The sequence below is a fragment of the Thalassoroseus pseudoceratinae genome (assembly GCF_011634775.1).
Taxonomy (GTDB): domain Bacteria; phylum Planctomycetota; class Planctomycetia; order Planctomycetales; family Planctomycetaceae; genus Thalassoroseus; species Thalassoroseus pseudoceratinae.
This window is the reverse complement of the sequence record NZ_JAALXT010000003.1, coordinates 1,067,685-1,088,372: the sequence shown is the minus strand read 5'-3', so window position 1 is coordinate 1,088,372 and position 20,688 is coordinate 1,067,685. Positions and strand designations below refer to the sequence as shown.

At 53.6% G+C, this 20,688-nt stretch carries 17 protein-coding genes; 3 read left to right on the top strand and 14 right to left on the bottom strand.

Annotated features, from left to right (window positions below; genetic code table 11):
* Positions 1-13 precede the first annotated feature (13 nt).
* The 12 genes from G6R38_RS14235 to speD form a co-directional block, all read right to left on the bottom strand.
* A complete protein-coding gene (locus G6R38_RS14235; RefSeq protein WP_166826547.1) occupies positions 14-1,531 on the bottom strand; it encodes a cytochrome P450 in 1,518 nt (505 codons plus the stop codon).
* 85 nt (positions 1,532-1,616) lie between these two features.
* Entirely contained in the window at positions 1,617-2,627 is a 1,011-nt protein-coding gene (locus tag G6R38_RS14230; RefSeq protein ID WP_166826543.1) for a 2-hydroxyacid dehydrogenase, read from the bottom strand.
* Positions 2,624-3,577, bottom strand: coding sequence for a hypothetical protein (locus tag G6R38_RS14225; protein WP_166826540.1), 954 nt, complete (start codon positions 3,575-3,577; stop codon positions 2,624-2,626). Before G6R38_RS14225 ends, G6R38_RS14230 begins: the two co-directional genes overlap by 4 nt.
* A 63-nt stretch (positions 3,578-3,640) precedes the next feature.
* Positions 3,641-5,518: a DUF5060 domain-containing protein gene (locus G6R38_RS14220; RefSeq protein ID WP_240928196.1), complete on the bottom strand. Its 1,878-nt coding sequence runs from the start codon at positions 5,516-5,518 to the stop codon at positions 3,641-3,643.
* Positions 5,519-5,675: 157 nt separating this feature from the next.
* Positions 5,676-6,782, bottom strand: coding sequence for an SPFH domain-containing protein (locus tag G6R38_RS14215; RefSeq protein ID WP_166826533.1), 1,107 nt, complete (start codon positions 6,780-6,782; stop codon positions 5,676-5,678).
* Positions 6,783-6,976: 194 nt separating this feature from the next.
* Positions 6,977-8,050 carry a hypothetical protein gene (locus tag G6R38_RS14210; protein WP_206028581.1) on the bottom strand — a complete coding sequence of 358 codons (1,074 nt, stop codon included), beginning with the start codon at positions 8,048-8,050 and terminating at the stop codon, positions 6,977-6,979.
* Positions 8,051-8,064: 14 nt separating this feature from the next.
* Entirely contained in the window at positions 8,065-9,717 is a 1,653-nt protein-coding gene (locus tag G6R38_RS14205; protein WP_166826530.1) for an FAD-dependent oxidoreductase, read from the bottom strand.
* A 150-nt stretch (positions 9,718-9,867) separates the two neighbouring features.
* Entirely contained in the window at positions 9,868-11,430 is a 1,563-nt protein-coding gene (locus G6R38_RS14200) for a polyamine aminopropyltransferase (protein ID WP_206028580.1), read from the bottom strand.
* Positions 11,431-11,493: 63 nt separating this feature from the next.
* Entirely contained in the window at positions 11,494-11,796 is a 303-nt protein-coding gene (locus tag G6R38_RS14195) for a DUF350 domain-containing protein (RefSeq protein WP_206028579.1), read from the bottom strand.
* 6 nt (positions 11,797-11,802) lie between these two features.
* A complete protein-coding gene (locus G6R38_RS14190) occupies positions 11,803-11,997 on the bottom strand; it encodes a hypothetical protein (RefSeq protein ID WP_166826526.1) in 195 nt (64 codons plus the stop codon).
* 36 nt (positions 11,998-12,033) lie between these two features.
* The gene (locus G6R38_RS14185; RefSeq protein WP_166826523.1) at positions 12,034-13,950 is read right to left on the bottom strand and encodes a DUF4178 domain-containing protein; all 1,917 of its coding nucleotides are present in this window, start codon (positions 13,948-13,950) and stop codon (positions 12,034-12,036) included.
* Positions 13,947-14,444 (bottom strand): adenosylmethionine decarboxylase, encoded by a 498-nt coding sequence (speD, locus tag G6R38_RS14180; protein ID WP_240928195.1) that lies wholly within the window; start codon positions 14,442-14,444, stop codon positions 13,947-13,949. Before speD ends, G6R38_RS14185 begins: the two co-directional genes overlap by 4 nt.
* A 184-nt stretch (positions 14,445-14,628) precedes the next feature.
* Here speD and G6R38_RS14175 point away from each other — a divergent pair, with 184 nt between their 5' ends.
* The 3 genes from G6R38_RS14175 (at position 14,629) to ilvD (ending at position 17,731) form a co-directional block, all read left to right on the top strand.
* A complete protein-coding gene (locus tag G6R38_RS14175) occupies positions 14,629-15,411 on the top strand; it encodes an inositol monophosphatase family protein (RefSeq protein ID WP_166826518.1) in 783 nt (260 codons plus the stop codon).
* A gap of 54 nt (positions 15,412-15,465) precedes the next feature.
* Positions 15,466-15,984, top strand: coding sequence for a hypothetical protein (locus G6R38_RS14170; RefSeq protein ID WP_166826515.1), 519 nt, complete (start codon positions 15,466-15,468; stop codon positions 15,982-15,984).
* Positions 15,985-16,045: 61 nt separating this feature from the next.
* Complete coding sequence (gene ilvD, locus G6R38_RS14165; RefSeq protein ID WP_166826512.1) at positions 16,046-17,731, top strand: dihydroxy-acid dehydratase; 1,686 nt, start codon at positions 16,046-16,048, stop codon at positions 17,729-17,731.
* A 31-nt stretch (positions 17,732-17,762) separates the two neighbouring features.
* On the opposite strand, the gene G6R38_RS14160 is transcribed toward ilvD, so the two are convergent.
* Together G6R38_RS14160 and ispG are read right to left on the bottom strand one after the other, a co-directional pair.
* On the bottom strand, positions 17,763-19,430 hold the full coding sequence (locus tag G6R38_RS14160) for a tetratricopeptide repeat protein (protein WP_166826509.1): 1,668 nt from the start codon (positions 19,428-19,430) through the stop codon (positions 17,763-17,765).
* A gap of 48 nt (positions 19,431-19,478) precedes the next feature.
* Positions 19,479-20,627 (bottom strand): (E)-4-hydroxy-3-methylbut-2-enyl-diphosphate synthase, encoded by a 1,149-nt coding sequence (gene ispG, locus G6R38_RS14155; protein WP_166826505.1) that lies wholly within the window; start codon positions 20,625-20,627, stop codon positions 19,479-19,481.
* Positions 20,628-20,688: the final 61 nt, after the last annotated feature.

Genomic DNA, 20,688 nt, shown 5'->3' with positions numbered 1-20,688 from the left:
AAATGTAATTGGCCTAAGTCGGCAGTTCCACCATGTCTCTGACGTTGCCCGCGACAGTCCCAACGCCCCTTGCGTAGTTCTCGCCCGTAGGCCGCGTTCGCATGAGCATTCCCTGTTTCGGGATGATGACAATGGTGCCCTGCCGATCGATTGGACGTTCGGGAATAAATTCGAGCTGAAATTTCTGTAGCAGGTGCGAGAGTACGATTTTGATCTCTTGCATCGCGAATCCGGCACCGATGCAAATGCGTTGGCCAGCACTGAACGGGTTATATTCATAACCCGTATAGTGATGATCAGAAAAGCGGCTGGGTTGAAAACGTTCTGGCTCCGCGAAGATTTCCGGCATGTGATGTGTGTGATAGATACTGCCCATCACTTCTGTTCCCACCGGTAATTCGAACCCGCCAAGTTCGGCATCCTGGGCCAACACTCGGCCATTCCATGGGACCGGTGTAATGATCCGCATGCTCTCTTTGATGACTCGATCAAGCAAGGGGAGCCGCTCGAAATCGGATGGCCGAGCCGTCTCCCCGTTCAGCTCACTTTGGAGTTCCTCGACCAGATCGGCGTAGATCTCGGGATGTTGCGAAAGTAAGAAACACGTCCATGTCAGAGCATTCGCACTAGTTTCGTGACCGGCCGCAAACAGAACGTTGACGTGGCCGATAAGTTCGTCTTCCGTCAATGCTGCTCCATCGGTCTCGTCACGAGCCTTGAGCAACATGGAAAGGACATCATCGGCTTTATCTGGTTCTGCCCGACGTCGAGCAATCACGCCCTGAGCCCGGCGATAGGCGATTTCCGAGACCTCAAGGAGCTTGCGATACGGCAACCCCGGTAGATCATACGGAAACAAGCGAACCAATGGATTGCTCACCAGGGCCAATCCGGTTTGCACGCCAGCGGTAAGCTCAGTCCCACCATCCTCAAGGCTTTCACCGAACAGGCACACGCTGGCGATTTCTCTGGCGAGTTCACGCATTTCCACCGCGATATCAAAGGTCTGCCCAACTTGCCAATTCGAAGTCATTCGTTCCGTGACTTCGATCATCGCATCGGCGTAGGTTGCCACCCGATTCGGGATAAAGGCCGGCGCCATCATCTTTCGTTGTCGCCGGTGATCGTCACCGTTTACGCCAAACAAGCCAGAGGCAAAGACCCGCAGGGGGGCGGTCCGTTCGGAAGTATCGCCATAAGGATGAAGAACGCCGCTAAGGTGAAATTTGTGATACGTGTCGTGTTTGGTGGCGACTTCCTTGAGCAACTCTGGCCCGCGAACCAAAACGGATCCTGGACAGTCCTTTTTCCACGGCGTGAAGAGACGAGTTCCGCCACCCCTGACAATCGAGACCACGGGGCCATGCTTTCGGAACAACTCATTACCCAGCGCGACCGAATCGCGACTGAACCGAGACATTGCTTTCAATCGTCCCCAACGGGTCCGTGCGATTGGACCGGGGATTTCGAGTGGCAGTCGATTGCTTCGGGGACTGACGGGGATGTGAGGGGTTCCAGTTGCAGTCGCCATAATATGGGATTTCAAATTGACCAATAATTGAGAAGCGGTTCCCTTTGTTTAACCACCCAGAATGGGCAACTGCAAGTGTTTGTTGCTAACCGCCGGAAAGTTTCGCGGCGGAGACTTCGTTGGGGCACTCTCGACCGTCTGCAAGGTCTTGCAGATTGCCCAGCGTGGTCCCGGCTATCTGTTGTAGGGCTTCTTCGGTGAAAAACGCTTGATGCCCCGTGACCAAGACATTCGGAAACGTCAAAAGCCGGGCGAAGACATCGTCCCGAATGACAAAATTCGAAAGATCCTCGAAAAATAAGTCGCCTTCTTCTTCGTAAACGTCAATTCCCAGTGATCCCACGCGGCTGGTCTTCAAGCCATCGATCACGGCAGGTGTTTCGACGATGCCACCGCGGCTGGTGTTGATCAACATGACTCCCGGTTTCATTTCTGCAATGGCATCTGCATTGATGAGATGGTGTGTTTGCGGAGTCAGAGGGCAGTGCAATGTGATGACATCCGATTTGGCATAAATCTCATCGAGCGAAGTGTAGTTGACTCCAAGTTCAACACAATCAGGATTCTCTCGCACATCATATGCAAGCAAATGGCAACCGAAGCCGCTCAAGATTTTCGCAACTACGGCCCCAATGATTCCCGTGCCGATGATACCAACAACTTTTTCATGAAGGTCAAAACCCAAGAGCCCATCGAGTGCAAAGTTACCTTCACGGACTCGGTTGTAGCCGCGATGGATTTGTCGGTTTAGAGTAAGCATCAAACCGACGGTATGCTCCGCGACTGCGTGTGGCGAATATGCGGGCACTCGCACAACCGTTAGCCCGAGTCGTTCCGCTGCGTTAAGATCGACGTTGTTAAACCCGGCACACCGTAACGCGAGAACTTTCACACCACTGTCCGCTAGCACTTCGAGTGTCTCGGCGTCCGCTTGATCGTTAACAAACAAGCAAGCAGCATCGTAACCCTTAGCCAACGGTGCCGTTAATGGCGTCAGCCGAGGCTCGAGGAACGTCAACTCATGAGGAGATTCCTGATTGGCTTGTTTGAAGAACTTTCGATCGTAGGGCTTCGTGCTGAACAACGCGACTTTCATTCGGCGTTTACCTTTTCTGCAGTTTCTTCTTGGTTGATGCGCTCGATAAGTTTTTCGCGACGACGATCAATGCCTTGCCGGATTCGATCGAAATGAGTCTGAGGAAGCCGTCCTGCTTTGACTCGGTCCTCCAGTCGTTCCAATATTTCGTCCATTGATTTGAGCTGACGTTTCATTGCTTGAACGTGATTGAGAATCGGCCGCCTGAACGGAATGGGAACCGGTCGTGCGATCGGTCGACCAGCAAATCGTTGATAGAGTTCCACGATATCAGGATGGACGATCCGCAGTTCATTATAGTCCTTCGCCGTATACGTCTTCGGTTTGCGGACGATATTTCCGTTGTCGTCTTCCCTCGGCTCGGTCACGGTGATCGTAATGTCCTGACCATTCGTGTCGGCAATCTCGATTTTCTTTTTGTCCATCTGAATGGCGATGGAACGTTTGCCGTTGACCGTTTTCGTTTGCACGCGAAGATTCTTCACGCCGGGAACCATCACGCCGTTGAACTTCAATCCGCCACCGGGATTGCCCCGTCTGATGCGGCGATTCGCAGCCTTTATTGTGATGGCTTGCTCGGCGGCGTTGGCTAGGAACTTGTTTGGACTACTCGCGAGTTGCTTCAAGGCTGTTTGGGCTGCAGTTTGAGTCGTCACATCGTCGGAACTGAGCATTCGCAAGAGAACGCTCACACAATGGAGCGTCAACAATTTGTCGTCGGTCTTGGCAGCGGAGGCAATTGCGTCGACAGCTTCTGCACCGACCTTCGTTAAGTCTTCCGTAGCGGCCCGATGGTTGGGATGTCCATCGGCCGTTAGCTGACTGATCCAACCTTCGATCAATCGTTGTTGCGATGTCTCCGCCACGGCGGGCGAATTTGCAACTGCGTTTGGTATCGAGAAGACTAGCGACGCAAGCATCTGCAATTGTCCAATGACTTGCCAATTCATTGTCGTTCTCCTCGTTGGAAAGGATACCAATCGAACTACCCTTCGAACGCAAACGCTAATCACTCACTTTTTCCGACGAGCGATTGCAAGCCAGTCCTCATTGGCATCGGACGGTGGTTGCCCCAGTGTCGATGTCTGACCGCCTTTGATGCTCGTTATTGACGCCGATTGCAGTTCACCCCCCGTTCGTGGATTGAACCAAGCGATCTCGAATGGGCCCTGTTGATCAGTAAGGTCTAGCGAATGTTTCTTGCCACCGGGTTGGTAAACGAGATAGATCTCCCCGGGCTTCGCGAAGCAATAGCAAGAGTTGTCGTGCTTTGGGTTGCCGACAAGTTCGTCGTGATTCTCCAACTCTGCAATCGGAATCTGGTGGTCGCGAAAGAACTTCAATGCAATTCGGCAGTAATCCCAACTTTGGTCACGACTTCGCCAATCCTCGGCAAGCAGGTCATTCTCGGGGAATTGATAGCCAAAGTAATACTCCACCCCGGCACCACCACCCATGAGGGCGCCCCAAAGAGTTTGGCGACGAACTTCGTGTTGGGTGTAGATGAACTTGCCCGTTCGGTCTTTGCCATCGAACCCCTGGTAACCCAAGTCGGGAGCTTGGCCGTGAGCTGCCGAGCCAGATTCATCGAACGCGACCACCCAAGGCTGGCCCGCCTCTGCGGACTCTTCAACCCACTTCACAGTCTGATGATGTGTGTCCTTGATATGACTATTCTGCAGCGAGCATCCACGAAGCACGGAGCCTTTGCCGAGCAATGGTCGATACACCTTGTCTTGCTGGTTGGGATAGGTATGAACAACGATCAAATGATTGTACGGGTCGAGCTCGTGGATGTACTTCGCCATTGCGCGTTGTTGCTGCGTTGACTGCGTGTTCTCTTCCCCGAGATTCCAGTTCAATGCCAAGTTATGGGCGAACCGAGCAATAATTTCTCGGCAATACAATTTGCGTTCGGGGCCCAAGTCGCCACCATCCAACGATTCGGGAACGTTCTTTCCTCGCCGATGGCGATTGTCATCGTTTTCTGTCTCCTGCAACTTGAAATGCAGATACATTCCCAAGTTCGTGCCATGTTCGAAGACGATGCCCCACTGGTCGAGTTTCGAGCAATCGTAGTGCCGTTTGTCATCTCGCTCGACGAATGGCCAAACGTTGTCGCCATCTCCGCCAGCATTGTATGTCAGAAATGAAAACGCGTTGACGCCTTTGCCGGAGAGGTAATTGATCGCACCGATGAGCCCCTTGCCTTTTCCGTTTTTCCAGGTCGGATCGCCCGTTCGCCAATCGCGAATGTGAGGTGCCCACGTTTTCAAGGGAACTTTCTTTTTCCGGGCAACCGTGCCATCGAAATCCCGATAGCCCAGCAGAGTTTCCGGCGCGTCGGCACCGGCCTTCAAAAAGTACTCGCCAGATTGAGCAAATCGAAGATATCGTTTCCCGACGTACTGCAAACGCCCGCGATCACGGGGATGGTTTGACCCCGATGCGATCGGCTCAATCGTAAACTGCCCAGTGATGCCGTCGAATGGGGCAACGGCACTCGAGGTGACATTGCGGTCGAGTGCCACGAGTGAACCGCGGTGAAAACGGATCTCGTAAGACCATTGCCCCGCCTTGTCCGGCGAAAGATGGGCACGCCACTTGTTTCCGGAAGTCGCGGATGTATTGGCGGCTTGTCCGTCCGCAGCGAAGTAACCCGGCACAAGATAATCCGGTGAACCGGATTCATGTCGGAAACGAACCTCGAAGCGAATGTCGGTAAACGGATTCGGTTCCGTGTCAGTCTCGCTCATGGCGGGGCCATCAAGCGTCAGTGTGATGGTCCGCCACGGTCTCCGTTCACCAGAAATTGTAACGGCGTCATCCGCAAGTACCGAGGATGTGCATAGCCAAAGAACCATCGGGACGAGAGTGAGGTATCGAAACATGGGCGAGCGGCTCAAGACAGAGGTGAAAGGGGATCTAAAAACTCCGCAACACCTTCGCCTGGGACTGCATCGTGAGACCAACTCACCCGAGCACATGCATCTCTAAGGACACAGCGAAGAGTCGCGGCTGCAACATGTTCGATACCGGCGTCATCCCTTACGGAGCTGCCGGAGGTGGCGGCGGTGGCGTTTGCCGAAAGTAGACTGCCAACTGCGGGACTTGGCTTGCTGGTTGCCAGCCGGACATGCCTGCACTCCAGACGTAAGTTTCCGGCGTGATTTGGCCAGCACTGATCTGACTACCGAGTTGTTGCTCACTCATCGGTGGAGATGTTTGGCCATTCGATGAAGTGTGCCATTGCACTGCTTGCGGCGGAGGCGGTGGGACTGGCGCTCCAGCCGGAGCTGCTCCGCCTTGCGCAAATTTGTTTGCCATCGCGAATCCCATCCCAAGTCCCATCCCTTCGGAAGCACCGCCACCCGCGGGGTTGTTGGCCGCAGCTTCGATCGCCGTTCCCATCTGATACGCCTGATATTTTCCCATATCGCCAATCACGCCCATGCTCGTGCGTGTGTCCATCGCCTTTTCGACGGCTTCCGGCAGCGAAATGTTGACGATGAACATGTCCGGCAAATCCAAGCCGTACTCATCGTCCACGCGTTCGACGGCGTACTCACGCAACTCCTTCGAGATCTCGCGATAATTCGACGCCAAATCCAGAGCCGCGATGTTTTTTTCGCCGAGCATATCCGTAAATGCTTCAACGATGATCGACCGCAGCAACTCGTTGACTTCGTTGCTATCGAACTCCGAGTCCGTACCGACAAGTTCAGTCAGCAAAGCCCGCGGATCCTGGCACTTCAACGAGTACGTTCCAAAGGCCCGCAGTCGAATTGGACCAAATTCCGGATCGCGGAGCATAATGGGATTCGGCGTACCCCACTTAAGCCCAGTCAGTTTCTTCGTGCTAACGAAGTAAACTTCCGAGCGAAACGGGCTGTCGAAGCCGTATTTCCAACCTTGCAAGGTCGAAAGCAGAGGCAGGTTGTCAGTCTTCAGCGTGTAGTTGCCGGGCTCGAAAACGTCGGCCAGTTCTCCACGATGCACAAAAATCGCCACTTGACCGGGGCGGACAATTAACTGGGCTCCATTCTTGATCTCGTTTTGATATCGAGGGAACCGCCACACCAACGTTGAGTGGGAATCGTCCAACCACTCAATAATGTCGATGAGTTCATTTCGTAGTTTCTCGAACAATCCCATGGCCGGAACCTCAAATCAATCGGAACGGAGACAACTGTCGCTGGGTAAATTTCACAATACCCTTCTGACCACATTTTACCTCAGGCACGATCGAGGTTCAATCAACTCAATCGGCAGGAATGTCGAACGGAACTCGATATTCACTATTGTCAGAAACATTGTCGAACACCATACGCCGTTACACGCGGACCAGGCTAGTCAATCGGTGTTGAGAACTTAGGATTGCGTCTGCGTTTCCAAATGTATCCGTCCAAAACATAGTGGGTAATTTGAGGGACGGCGAGTAACGGAACGACGAAATTCTGCCAAGATTCAATCTCCCAAGGCGTGCCAAAAAGCCAAGACCGATCCTGCCACACGCTGCGGTCCCAGACAAGTTCCTCGACATAGGCAAATAGCCAAATCGTCGCCAGGAAAATGAAGAGTTGTTGAAACCGCGTTGTGGGCATTGAACTTTGTTGATGGGTTTGCCAGTACCAATAGACGAGGGCTAAATAGGGGACCCCGTGGATAATCACATTCGTAACCGTAAATGCATAATCCGAGTTAAAAACAACAATACCCACATACCAGCAAATGGCAGTCGTTAGGACGACCAGATCCTTTCCTGGGTTCGGTCGGCCGACTGTCCAACGCCAAATTGAACTCCCCGCATATGCAATCAGACTCAACCAATAGATCGGCCGAAGAATCTGATGAATGAACACAGGAAGCGATACAAAGTTGTCAGGTAGGAACCAAGCAAAATTTCTTGGCAAGTGGGTATGCCAATAGACGAGCGGATACACGGTCGCGAGATAGATTGCTAGTGTGTCAATCCATTTTGAGAGCCGATCGTGTTCTTTAGCTTTTGCTCGATAGAGCGCAACCCAGCCATATTGTTGACGAACAAAATGAAATACGGCTAAGTATGCTAGAATTCGCCAGAAAACCGTGGGCCCCCAAAGTCGATGAATCACAATCCCGATAACGAATGCCATTATTGGCACGCCGAGATAAAGTGGCCAATCCCGCTTCAATTCATTCGGAACGAAGTACACACGGAATGCGGTCGAGTAAACATGAGCGACATCGACTAAAAGAATCGCGGGGACCCATGCCCACTCTGGCGTGTCTGAGTCAATAACACCTATGTATGACCCGAACCATAGTAAAACTAGTGAGACAACAGCGCTTCCGAGAAAAACGCTCAGGTCAATCGCCGGTGAGAAGAGCCATGGGAATCGATTGTGGCTAGCTTCGGTTGTTGTCATTGGTTGAATTGTCACCAAAACAGCTCCGGCTAGGATGCGTTCGCGCTCTGCTGAAGTTCGTTGGCTACCCAGTCTGCTGCACGATTGCCTTGGTCAAAAGCTTCCTCGAACAATGCGACACCGGATAGATCCGAGTTTGCGAAGGCGATTCCATGATAGGGCTCGATAGCCGCTTGCCGGTCTGGTCCCCAAATCAATCCTGGTGTGGGCTGGATCATGGCGTGTCCCCAACGCATGACGTCAACTCGAGTGGTCAGTCGGCGGATATCGGGATGAGCCCGTTCAATGTCGCTAAGCGCTGCGTCCGCCCACGCCTCACGTCCCTCATTCAGCAATTCCTGTCGTGCGATGTGAGTTTCAGCATCACAGAGCGGGAGATACCATGTTAGTACTGTCGGACCATAATCCACGAGTGCCTGATGTGTGGCCACAACATAGCCTAGTGAGGGACTATCTGCGATCACATTGTCCCAGCAAAGTGGATAGTCACTGTCTCGAGTCGCAGGTCGATCTTTTAAAAAAAGGTTGGCGACAACCCAGGAACTATACTCAAACGATTGAATATGTTCGGGACGATTCTCTCGCCAGTCTCGGATCATGTAGGGGGTGACAAACTGCGGGGTCGCCATGATGACTCGATCAGCTTGTAGACCGATCGTCTCGCTTCCATCCGATGAGACGGCAATCACTTGAACTGGTTCATTGGAGTCCGCAATAGAGGGGATAACCTCTGCGACGGCCCAGCTAGTTTTGAGCCGCGACCCGTTACGTTCTCGCAAGTGGTTCACGATTCTTCCATTGCCTTCCGGCCATGTGATGAACGGCTGCGTTTTGGCACCGGAATGTGGCAGTCTCGCCGCAAAGTAGAAAAGTCCAGCCCAAGCACTTGTTCGCTCGCATCGTAGGCCGTAATCGTCTCGACAACAGTAATCTATGAGGTCGTGAAGTTTTGGCGATGTCAGGCCTTGGCGTTTCAACCACTCTGACATGGTGATGTGATCGAGTGCTGTAATTTGTGCGTCTTGAGTGCAAGACGAAATCGGCAAACCAAACGCGCGGCGACCGGCTTCATCTCGGAAATCGGCGAACTTACCAACTAGTTGCCGAAATCGGCTATACTGCTCCCGATCGGATTTCGTTTCGTCAGTCGTGACATATAGTCCCTCATACCAAGCACCTTTGTAGTACACCCGCTCTTGCGGTGCTCGGCAGAGACACTGTTCGGCGATGATTGGTTCACCGTCAGTCGTGCGTCCATCGACAACACCCATCTCGTCAAGCAGGTCAACAAGATCAACGTTCGCTGCGGTCGGGGCTGGTAGATAGTGGGCTCCCCACGGGTATTGGAATCCATTGTGACTCCCGCTCCTCGATGTGCCACCGGCGTGGGACTCTAGTTCGAGGATCTGAAAATCTTTGATCCCGTGTTTCTGGAGTCGCCGCGCGGCGGACAAACCAGCGATTCCCGCCCCGACGATGACGACTCGTGATTTCTGCCATCGGTCTTGCGGAACTTCAAACCGTTTTCGTTCTCGGAGCCGATGTCCGACATTTGCAGACGCTCCGACTAATTCGCCCGGGGGGATTGTTCGCTGACTTGGATTTCGATCGCACCCACTGAGGACAAGGGGTAATCCAATGGCTGATGCTAGGAATTCGCGACGAGTCGAACGAGACTGCATAAAATACCGACTAAGTGGAATTCAAACGTTTGGTCGCGTCGATAGAAGTTCAGACGCTTCGGCCTAGTAGCAATTGTAGTTGTGTTTCCCTCACGACATATGCATGGGAGGACAACCATGACTTGTAATGAGACATCGTTAAGAACAAATCTAGTATCTCTCGTAATATTGGACCAGCATTTGATTGTCGAGTCGATTGACTTCGGTGTCTAAACGAGCCATGTCGGTTGGGAAGTGGAATAGACTCGCGAGGATACTGTCGTTCAGGTATTTCAACGAAGGATCGCCGACGATTTGGTTAGGAGTCGAGAAGGGCTGGAGTTTGGCTAATCCGAAACCCCAAACACCGAAAGACGGAACCGTGATCTGGTACGGATGGACTGCATATCCCGAAGCGGCAAGGGTGTTTTGGATACACCAATACGCCTTACGTGCAAACAGTGGTGAGGTGGCTTGTAGAGCAACAATAGAGTCGGGTTTCAAACGGCGTGCGAGGAGTCGATAGAATCGGCTCGTGTAGAGTTTCCCGAGGGCGTAGTTGTTGGGGTCGGGGAAGTCGATGATAACCACATCGTATGTCGCGGGATCGTCTTCAATCCAGATCATTGCGTCTTGATTGATGACTTTCGTTCTCGCATCTTGCAACGCAAATTGATTGAGCTTCGCAAGCGGAGGAAATTGCTTGGCGAGTGCGGTCATATGGGGATCGAGATCAACTAATGTGACGTGCTTGACGTCGTCATATTTCAAAACCTCTCGCGCTGCTAGTCCATCGCCGCCACCAAGGATTAATACATTCTGGCGAGCGACTGCAGACGCCATCGCCGGATGGACAAGGGCTTCGTGATATCGGTACTCATCACGCGAATTGAATTGTAATTTGCCATCGAGAAAAAGTTGAACTCGTGTCGGGCTTTGTGTAACAACAATTCTCTGATATTTGGTAGTTTCCGAAAACACGATTGGGTCTTGATAGATAACTTCCTCAGCGAGATCCGTCAGCCACCCTGCAAAGACAAATGCTGCCACGAGGATGAGCAGTGTCGCCAGGCCACGAATGCGTAGACCTGTGACTCCTGTGTTCAATACTGGGCGAAGCAACCACGTGCCCCAGAAACCGACCAGTCCATTGAGAATCCCGAATATCAACGACGTGCGTGCCAAGCCGAGATTGGGGACAAGTAGGAGCGGGAACAGTAGTGAGCCTGCGAGTGCGCCGATGTAGTCGAAGGTTAGCACTCTCGAGACGAGGTCTTTGAAGTCCAACCCTTCTCGAAGAATTCGCATGAGTAATGGAAGCTCAAGTCCGACGAGCGTTCCAATGACGAACACGAGTCCATACAGGAGAGGCTGAAACCAGGCGACCTTGGCATAGGCAATGAAGAGAATGGGGGCCGAGAGACCCCCGATCAAGGCGACTGCTAGTTCCACTTCGATGAAGCAGCGTGCCATAGATTTGTCGATCCATCCAGACAGCCATGCTCCACAGCCCATTGCCGAGAGGTATAATCCGATGCAAATCGAAAACTGCGTGACGGAATCGCCAAGCAAATAGCTGGCAAGTGTGCCTGCGACAAGTTCATAGACCAGACCGCACGTCGCGATCACGAACACATTTAGGAACAGGAGTGGGGCGTGAACACCATCCGCCGACTCTGTCGAATCGATCTCTTCACTCTCAGTCGATGCGTTTTCTTCAGTAGATATCATCATGCCGCATCGATCATCGTCGTGTTCATGGCTCGGAATGCCGTTGTCAACATTGAAGCCGCTCGCCTAGCCGTGAATTGCCGCTGCGAGAATCAGGGCGATTCCAAGGATCATTGATCCGATAATGATTCCGAGTGACGTGTTTTGATCCTCCTCGATCTCTTTCCGAATGGAGAACGGAGAGAGTTTCACGATAAGCCACAAGCAGATGGCGAAGAGAAGGACGCCGATGGTTGTGAAGACCAGGGCCGAGATAATCAGTGGGACCAAGTTTTCCATTGGAGATCCGGTTGGTGGAGCGGGGCCGTTAGTGACTTCGTTTTCGGTAGCAGCGAGCATATGCCCGATGAGATTCATCCAGGAATTCATTGTCGTCTATTTTCCTCCCCCATAGCCGCCACCGCCGTAAAACCATCCGCCACCGGAAGACCGTCCCGTTGACGATGAATACGTTCGAGGGGAATCGCTGAGTTTGTTGCTACCCAACTCGATTCCAGAGACGGTAAAAGCGGCATAACTTAAAATACAAACTCCACCCACGGCGGCGTAAATCTTCGATAGTAACGTCATAGCGAAGTCTCAAATGACAGAGATGAATTCGAGCGATCACTCCGATTGGAATGGACTATAGTCGCTCTCAGCCCAGCGCTGAGTTGCAAAGCTCAAATGATGCAACGCGACGCAACACGGCACGATAGCCAAAATGACAATTAAAATGATCAGCGGAGCGACTCTCGGTACATCTTCTCGAATCTGAAGTGCGAAGTATGGACTGGCCGATGCGATGTTCTGCCACTTTGCGCGAACTCGCAGGTCATAATCTCCTTTCGGCAAAGCCGATAGGTAGACCGCCTTCCCACTCGGAACACCGAACTCACGTTTCTCACCGGTCTTGGTATCGATAATCTCGCCAAAAACATAGACCCATTGAGTCGCGGTGACCTTCACCTCGATATTATCGCCACCAGAAATTGGCGTCGAAAGTGGTTGCAGAATTTCTCGCGGTTGATTGGGTTGGAACTGAATGCTTTTGCTATACAGAGCGCGACGACTGCTTGTGGCAAACATGAGTAGACCAATGGCAATTGCCACAGCGGCGAGCATCATGAATGTCTTGTAGACGGATTTGTATGGATAAACCTGGTTGGGCGCAACTCCGGTCGGATCGGCGAGATCGATTCCACCAAAGGCTTGTTCGACTTTCTCGACCGGTAGGTAATGCAGCAACGTGTAGTTAACTTCACCTTGCTTCTTTTTTCGCCGATTTTTCTTCTTTCTGCGTTCCTCATTAAGATCGACGGCGGTTTCGCGTGAAATCATCCAGGGGGGGGAAATGTAGTCCGAGGACTTCACCGTCTCCCCCAGCGAAACCTTCCAGTAGAACTCGCCGATAACCCAGTCAACTTGTGGCCGAGAGCGATCGAAAATCCGAAAACTCCGTCCGTCGTATTCGGCGACACTCCCACGCGCGTAAACGTCCCCCGAGGGAACTCCTTGTCCGAAACTCCAGTGGCCCTCGCTACAAACGAGCCAGCAAAATGGTTGGCGAGGACAGTACAGGAGGTACTCTTCCCATTTGTAGTCGATGCCGTCGTAGGTGACTTTCTTGCGGACAAATCCAATGATTTTGTACTCACGTGGACTGTCCCAGTCCGCCTCGATATCGACTGGATCAAAACGCCCCACCGAGCCAAGTTTGATCCTCGGAGTGACCTTCTTTTTTCCCAACGCTTTTAGGAATTTCAAGTCTCCGTGGTCGCAATCGAGCATCGCGCCACAGTAGGGACAGGCAACTCGTTGGGTTTCGTCGGGAGCTTGGAGTTCTAGCGGGCCCCCACATTGCGGGCAGTTGACCTGGGCAGTCTGCACGCGTCTTTCGGGATTTTCCCGTGACGCAGCTTCCGCGAGGCCCAGGCTTTTGAGGGGCAACTCCCCGCCTGCGTAGAAGACCGGTTGCTCTTCGCTCCAGTCGATTGTGGCAAACTTCCGACCTGCGCCAGAAAGGTCGGCGAATTCGAAGGTCTCACCGGGAACGAGTTGGTACGGAATTTCGCCCTCAGCCGATGCGAATTCACCGCTGCCAATTTCCGCAACCACCATGTTGCCCATCGTCGGGATTGTGATTTCCTGATCGATCTCCAAGTCGTCGGCTGATGGTGTTGTGAAGGTACTGGGCAGTTCCTTCTCGAAGGTCAGGTAGTACCGGCCTTGGGCTTCGGCGAGCCATCCCCATCGTTTGCCCCCTTGGAACGCGGCGTACCATTCATCCCACACGCCGCCCGCGGAATGCCGAATTTGAGCTCGTCCAACGAGTTCAAACGGCACACCTTTGAATTTCCCTCGCAAGCCAACACGCAACGGAGAGTCGGTTTGCACCAAATCGGAAACCTTGCCAAGGTTTTCCAATGCACCGTCCGCACGTCCGACCGCAGATCGACAACTCGGGCAAATTGTGACGACCGAACTATCGACGGTGAATTCAATCGGTGCGGCACACGCGGGGCACGAAGCTTGAAAGCTCATCCGCCGCCTCCTTTCACCGTGGGAATGTTCGATTTGATCGCAGCGGGAACTTCTGTTTGGCCGTCTTGCAGCTTCGATGGCCCACGTGCGAACGTCGACCGTCCACCCAACGACAATCGTTGAATTTCGCTGCCGGTCGAGAGGCCACGACTCACCTCGACAACTTCCACTTCGCTGGGATCGAAATGTTTTGCGAGGATGTAAAACGCGTCCAGTAGATTGGTTGTTTCCCCGCAGGTGAAAACGTCGGCCGCCATGTAACCGCGTTCCGGCCATGTGTGAATCGAAAGATGCGACTCCGCCAACGTTGCAACTCCGGTGACACCTTGCGGGCTGAATTCATGGACGTGCAAGTGCAGGACCGTAGCATGAATTTGCTCGGTCGCATCAAGAATCGCCTGACGCACGGTATCTGCATCGTCGAGTCCGTGCCGACAATTCCAAAACTCAATTAGGAGATGACGCCCCAGTGGCTGCGGATTGCTGTCAATCACGAGGTCCGCCGTTAGACTTTGGGTGAATTGAGGAGCAGCCTACCATGTCACTCCACCTCATCCAAGCAAGCGCACAAAAAATCCAGACGCAATCCGAACGAACACGACCGACGAGTTGCCGATCTTCAAGGCACGCTTCATAATGTCGCCGTTCTTGCTCCCCAGAAATTTAAAAGGAGAAATCATGGAGGATTCGGATTTGTCTCTAATGCTGGAAGTCGCGATGGCAGCGGCTCGGATTGGTGGTGATGTACTCGATTCTTGGTCGGAACGGTTCACCGTCAGTGAGAAAGCCCGTGCTGACCTCGTGACCGAGGCCGATCTCGAAGCCCAAAACGCGATCCATCGGCATTTGAGTTCGATTTTTCCAGACCACGGTTTTCTGGGTGAGGAAGGACTTTCGGAACCACAGGGAGATTCCCGGTATCAGTGGATTATCGACCCCCTCGATGGCACCTCCAACTACGTTCACGGTTTTCCATACTATTGCGTATCGATTGGTCTGAAAAAGGACACAGAACTCGTCGGGGGCGTGGTGTTTGATCCAAACCGTGACGAAATGTTCTTCGCCGGGAAGTCTCAAGGGGCATTCCTGAATCGTAAGCCGATTCAGCCGACGGATACGGCCGATGTCGGCCAAGCAATGACGATGGCGAGCTTGCCACGCGGTTCTGGAGCGGAAGACCCCGCCGTCGCCCGGTTTCTCCAAGTGCTGCCGCACGCCCAAACCGTGCAGCGGAGTGGATCGGCTACGTTGAATTTGGTTTATGTGGCGTGCGGGCGGATCGATGCGTTTTGGTCTTCGAGTTTGAAACCTTGGGATATGGCTGCTGGCGCTGCGATCATCACGGAAGCTGGCGGCCGAGTCTCGAAACTCGGCAACGGACCGTTCGATGTCTCACAGCCGGAAATACTGGCCAGCAATGGTACGTCTCTGCATGACGAACTCGTTCGCTTGCTTGAATAAGTCGAGACCTTATGAGACGCTGTTTTCTTCTCAGCAACTTCATGGGGATTTCGCATGTCATCGCGTCGCCAACAGGCTCGTCGCCCACGACAACCGGACTCAGAAGAGTCTCGTGAAATCCCTTGGATGGTTGTTGTCGCACTCGTCGGTGCGTTGATCTTGGCGTTCACCTGGAGTTTCATGGCGGCGGCTTATGCGAAGGAAGTGGAGGGGTGGCATTCCACGGGCGATTCCGTCTCGGTTGATATCCGACGGACAGCCATTCGCTCTTTCGTTGGTTTGATTGGAAATGGTTTCAGTCAAATCCCAAACGCCCCGGCCGTCATCAAATTCAATTTTGCCAACAAGATTTGGCTTCCAATTGGTGGTTTCGCTTTGTTTCTTGTTGCGGTGGGGATTGGAGTCGCCTTGAATCGGCTCGACCAAGAGTTATCGAGCGAGCCAACATGGAAGAAGCCCCGCGAGTTTGCGACTCCGAAGGGAGACGGCTCAAACACCTCCCGCAAACCGAAGAAAAAGCGAAGACCGTTGCCACCACCCGGCCACCCCGGTTCAAAACGACGCCGGCCGTGAGCACGCACGGTTCTTCAAGTTTCTATTGCTACGCGAATTCTATACCTGCGAAAGCGGACAGATGTCACATCCTTTGAATTGGAACAGTCAGCGGCTCACCCGTGGTTGGCAACGTGGTGTCACCGCGTTCTACTACGGACTTGGGCTCAGTGAAGAAGACTTCAGCAAACCCCAAGTCGGAATTGGTGTGCCCCTGCTGGATGGGAATTTGTGCAACGTCCATGCATACGAGTTGGCTCAGCAAATCGCGAGCGGATGCGGTGAATCGGGGTTGATCGGCTTTCCGTTTGGCGTGCCCGCGGTGAGCGACAATATCTCGCAAGGACACGAGGGCGGCAACGCTTCGCTTCCGAGTCGGAACATGATTGCCAACGCAGCCGAAGCGGTTGTGTCGGCTCATGGGTACGACGCATTGATCGGGCTACACAATTGCGACAAGAACGGTCCGGGATTCGCAATGGCGCTTGCCCGGCTGAATTATCCCGGCTTGGTCGTCAGCGGCGGCAGCATTCTGCCAGGATGCAAAGGCGAGAATAAATGGACGATTCTGGACGTCTACGACTCCCAAGCAGCGGCCGGTGTGGGGGCGATTCCCGAATCGGAAGCGGAGACAATCCTGCGAACGGCATGTCCGGGACCTGGGGGTTGCGGAATTGCCGCGTCGTTCAATACCTGGGGAATCGCTTTGGAAGCAATGGGGTTGATGCTTCCGTTCTCCAGTTCCATTCCCGCAGTCGCACCGGAGAAACGCACGGAATGTCTCAGTGTTGCGGCTGCCGTGCGAAATCTGCTCGCCGAGAACATTCGCCCTCGCGACATCCTCACAAAAGCCGCGCTTCGCAATGCGGCAGCGACGATGGCGGCTATCGGAGGTTCGACCAACGGTATTCTCCATCTACTCGCGCTCGCGGTTGAAGCGGGAGTCGAATTTGGACTGCGGGACATCCAACCCATCTTGCGAGAGACCCCGGTCCTTTGCAGCTTTGCTCCGCGTGGCAAAAAGACGATGGTGGACCTTCACGAACTCGGAGGGACACCAATTTTGCTGAAGCACTTACTCGATGCCGGCATCCTCGATGGTGATGCCTTGACGGTCACCGGGAGAACGCTGGCTGAGAATCTGAAGGATTTGCCCGATGTGCCGGTTGGCAATGAATTGATTGCTCCGCACGATGCTCCGTTCAAGACCTTCGCAGACATGCAAATCTGCTTCGGAAATTTGGCACCGGGCGGCATTGTCTTCAAGGTGTCTAGTATCAAGCAGCCAGAATTCCGAGGACGTGCGGCGTGTTTCGATGAGCCACGTGAAATTGTGAAAGCCGTCGAGGATCGGCGAATTCAACCCGGCAGCGTGATTGTGCTTCGTAACCTGGGGCCGGTTGCTTCAGGAATGCCGGAGGTGCTGATCGCGACGGCAGCACTTGCGACCCCAGAGTTGGATGGCCGAGTTGCGTTTCTCTCAGATGCCCGAGTGTCGGGGGTTTCCCACGGTGCGATCGGCGTGCACTGTGCTCCCGAGGCCGCGGTTGGTGGTCCCATCGCCTTGGTTGAAGACGGCGACGAAATCTCTTTCAATCTCACCGGCGGAGACATCACGCTCCACGTCCCCGATGCGGAACTTGCAAGACGCCGAGAAAACTGGATCCCACCGCAGACGCGACACACTCGCGGCTATTTGGCCGACTTCGCTGCCACTGTTGCCGGAGCCGATCGCGGATGTGTCAGCCGCATCCTGCACCCCGAGTAACGGTGGAAACGAACGTCGTCGGGAAGCCGATTTATGGTTTCGCGGCGACAGCAGGCTCAGACGTTTTTGGCGAATTGGCTTTTGTTGTTTCTTCGACGGAGACTTCTTTTGCGGGATCGTCTTGGAGTAGTTGCGACAGATAACGAGCCTGATAGATCGCAGGAGAATCGTCTGAGACTTCTGTCAGAATCTTCACACGTTCCACATTTGACGATGTGCACTCCGCAAGCAAAAGCCGAGCTTGCTCGCGGTGAAAGCCTCGCTCGCCAAATTGATCAATGTAGCTCCCAAACGTTTGAGCGGCCTGGTCAGGACGATCGAGTTCGAATTGACAGATGCCAATCCAAAAGTAGGCATCGTCGAAGGCTCTGGCGTGACTTCGTCGCACTTCCGTGGGAACGTTTGGAAATGTAATCAAGCGAGTGCATTGAAGACGGACGTTGATGAATTGCTGAATCGCACTTGCGAGATCACCAGCGAGTTGCGAAGTCCGGGCCTTCAATTGCAACTGCATTGGTCGTCCGATTTGCAATCTTTGTTGCATGGCGTTCGGGTCTTGGCCGGCATTAGTCGTGCCGCCCGCTAATTCGACACTAAACGGCATTTGGAATGGGAACCAAAGATCCGTGTAACGCAATGGTTCATCCGTTGTGTATCGGGCGACCATCCGTTCTTCGGGATACGGCCACAACGTGATTTTTTCGACCGAGGGAAGTTCCCGCGTTGCTTCCGGCACGGGTTGAGAAATCACAGCCGACAAGTCGTCGCCGCTGGCCGCCTGCTGCAGCATCTTCATGCGTGGCGACCAAAGTGAACTCGTCCCAATGGCCTGAGCTTCCCAGGTGTCCAATTCCAATTTTTGAAAGCTGTCTTTCTCTGCAGGGTACAGAGACGCCCAAAGACTGCCATTTTCTTGTAGTTGCTTCAAACTCGCCGCGACCGGTACGGCTTGCGGGTCTGGATCGACGGTCGTCGGTACAGGAACCCCAACCACAGGGTCGAAAAGTTTGCTGAGTCCGTTTTCATCTTCAACGGCGATCAACCAACGATCGGACTGATCGGCCTTCGACGGTTTGATAATGTATGCATCAAGCCGAAGTTGCCTCATCAACTCCGCGAAAATCCATGCTCGTTCTTTCGCGGTCCCCCGACCGAACATCACAATCTCGTAGGGCGTTCTCGGTGGAGAATCCGCTTCCGGTAGCAGTTCGATATTTCGGACCACCCAATCAAACAAGCCCACTTGCAAATCATTATCTTCGGCCAGTGATCGATTGACGATCTCGCGGAACATCCGAGCGTCACGGATAAACTCAACATCCCGCTCGTCGAAACGCGGACTCACCGTACGCTCCAACGTTCCGGACGGCATGTCCGCTTCAATGCTCTTCGTCGCAGCGGGGGTGAGTGCTTTTGCGGGATCGATCGTTTCTCCGGTGCTGATCCACCATTGATTGAGCAACCCGCTGACCTGATCCGGTGAGGTGTCGAGCCCAAGTCGATCTGGTTCGCACATGCCGATGATCGTGCCAACGAACCGATCGACCCGTTTCTTCTTGGTCGGTGACTTCGAAGTTGTGCCAGCGGGTTTCGATGCAGAACCGCAACCGCCGCATCCGGCGACCATCAGCAGCAACAAGCTGACGCAAATCGCTCGCTCACGGAGCGGTTGCAGTGCACCATGCGAAATACAATTCATGAGATCGGACTTGTGGATATCGAGAAGGTCAGCGGAATCACGAAAGAGTTACGTCCCGACTGCAGCACGAGCGTCAATGAGTGCATCGAGTTCGTCTTTGAGCCTGGCGAGAATTTCGTCGTAGGGATAAGCGCCCAAGGACTCTTCACCCTTTTTGAGGTTCACATAGTTCGGTGCACACCAGAGGCCGAGATCAGCATCGTCGGTTTCCCCCGGCCCGTTCACGCGACAACCCATCACAGCGATCGTGATGGAATGGTCTTTCGCGTAGGCGGTCATCTCTTTGACTTGCTCGGCCAATTCGACAAACGCCTCGTTCTCGACGCGGGAGCAACTTGGGCAACTGATGATGTTGAGCGAGTCCAACCCGAAGTCGACAACCGTGCGAACACGTCCTGCCGCAATGTCGTCGAGAATGCCTCGACCCGCACTAATTTCTTCGTGCTTTCGGTCGTTCGGAACGGTCAGCGAAACTCGGATCGTATCTCCGATGCCGCGACTGATCAGTTGCTCGAATGCAATCCGCGTCTTGATGACACCATCGGGGGGCATCCCCGCTTCGGTCACACCCAGGTGCAGCGGAACTTCAGGCCGTTCCGCGGCAAACCGCTGGTTGACCTCGATCACCTTTTGTGGATCGGAATCTTTCAACGACACGCAGTACCGCGTGAACCCTAAGGAATCCACAAATTCACAGTGCTCCAATGCGCTTTCCAGCATTGGTGTGATGGAATCATCGGAGTCGTACTTGTCGAGTTTCGCCGGATCGACGGAACCACAATTGACGCCGATGCGGATCGCGCAGTCATTTTCCTCGGCGACGCCGATGAGGTATCGGACTTTCTCCTGCCAAGGCTTTTCTCGTTCATGGTGATAGAGATGCCCTGGGTTGTATCGCAGTTTTTGCACGTATGGTGCAACCACTTCCGCGAGCCGATAATTCTCTTGCAAATCGATAGAAAGATTCGCGTCGGTCTGCTTGCGAATTTCGATCAGCGCGGCCGCTTCCTTTTTGCTATCGACGGCCACGCGGACAATGTCCGCACCTGCTTCGCGAAGCTGCTGAATTTGCGAGACGGTGGCATCGACATCCATCGTCTTGGTCGCAGTCATACTTTGGACCGCAATTGGGTTGCCATCACCAATGGTAACCGAGCCGATGGTGACTGCTCTGGTAGGATTCCGAGGCAATTCCACAGGGAAAACCTTTATCGCATGTGTTGGTGTTGATGATCGAGGTCACCGCAATCGGTGACCG

Coding starts and splice junctions, on each gene's coding strand:
- G6R38_RS14220 (WP_240928196.1), bottom strand. CDS start 5,518: ATGTTTCGATACCTCACTCTCGTCCCGATGGTTCTTTGGCTATGCACA.
- G6R38_RS14200 (WP_206028580.1), bottom strand. CDS start 11,430: ATGATGATATCTACTGAAGAAAACGCATCGACTGAGAGTGAAGAGATC.
- G6R38_RS14190 (WP_166826526.1), bottom strand. CDS start 11,997: ATGACGTTACTATCGAAGATTTACGCCGCCGTGGGTGGAGTTTGTATT.
- G6R38_RS14175 (WP_166826518.1), top strand. CDS start 14,629: ATGGAGGATTCGGATTTGTCTCTAATGCTGGAAGTCGCGATGGCAGCG.
- G6R38_RS14170 (WP_166826515.1), top strand. CDS start 15,466: ATGTCATCGCGTCGCCAACAGGCTCGTCGCCCACGACAACCGGACTCA.
- G6R38_RS14185 (WP_166826523.1), bottom strand. CDS start 13,950: ATGAGCTTTCAAGCTTCGTGCCCCGCGTGTGCCGCACCGATTGAATTC.
- G6R38_RS14195 (WP_206028579.1), bottom strand. CDS start 11,796: ATGAATTCCTGGATGAATCTCATCGGGCATATGCTCGCTGCTACCGAA.
- G6R38_RS14160 (WP_166826509.1), bottom strand. CDS start 19,430: ATGAATTGTATTTCGCATGGTGCACTGCAACCGCTCCGTGAGCGAGCG.
- G6R38_RS14235 (WP_166826547.1), bottom strand. CDS start 1,531: ATGGCGACTGCAACTGGAACCCCTCACATCCCCGTCAGTCCCCGAAGC.
- G6R38_RS14215 (WP_166826533.1), bottom strand. CDS start 6,782: ATGGGATTGTTCGAGAAACTACGAAATGAACTCATCGACATTATTGAG.
- G6R38_RS14230 (WP_166826543.1), bottom strand. CDS start 2,627: ATGAAAGTCGCGTTGTTCAGCACGAAGCCCTACGATCGAAAGTTCTTC.
- G6R38_RS14205 (WP_166826530.1), bottom strand. CDS start 9,717: ATGCAGTCTCGTTCGACTCGTCGCGAATTCCTAGCATCAGCCATTGGA.
- G6R38_RS14225 (WP_166826540.1), bottom strand. CDS start 3,577: ATGAATTGGCAAGTCATTGGACAATTGCAGATGCTTGCGTCGCTAGTC.
- ilvD (WP_166826512.1), top strand. CDS start 16,046: ATGTCACATCCTTTGAATTGGAACAGTCAGCGGCTCACCCGTGGTTGG.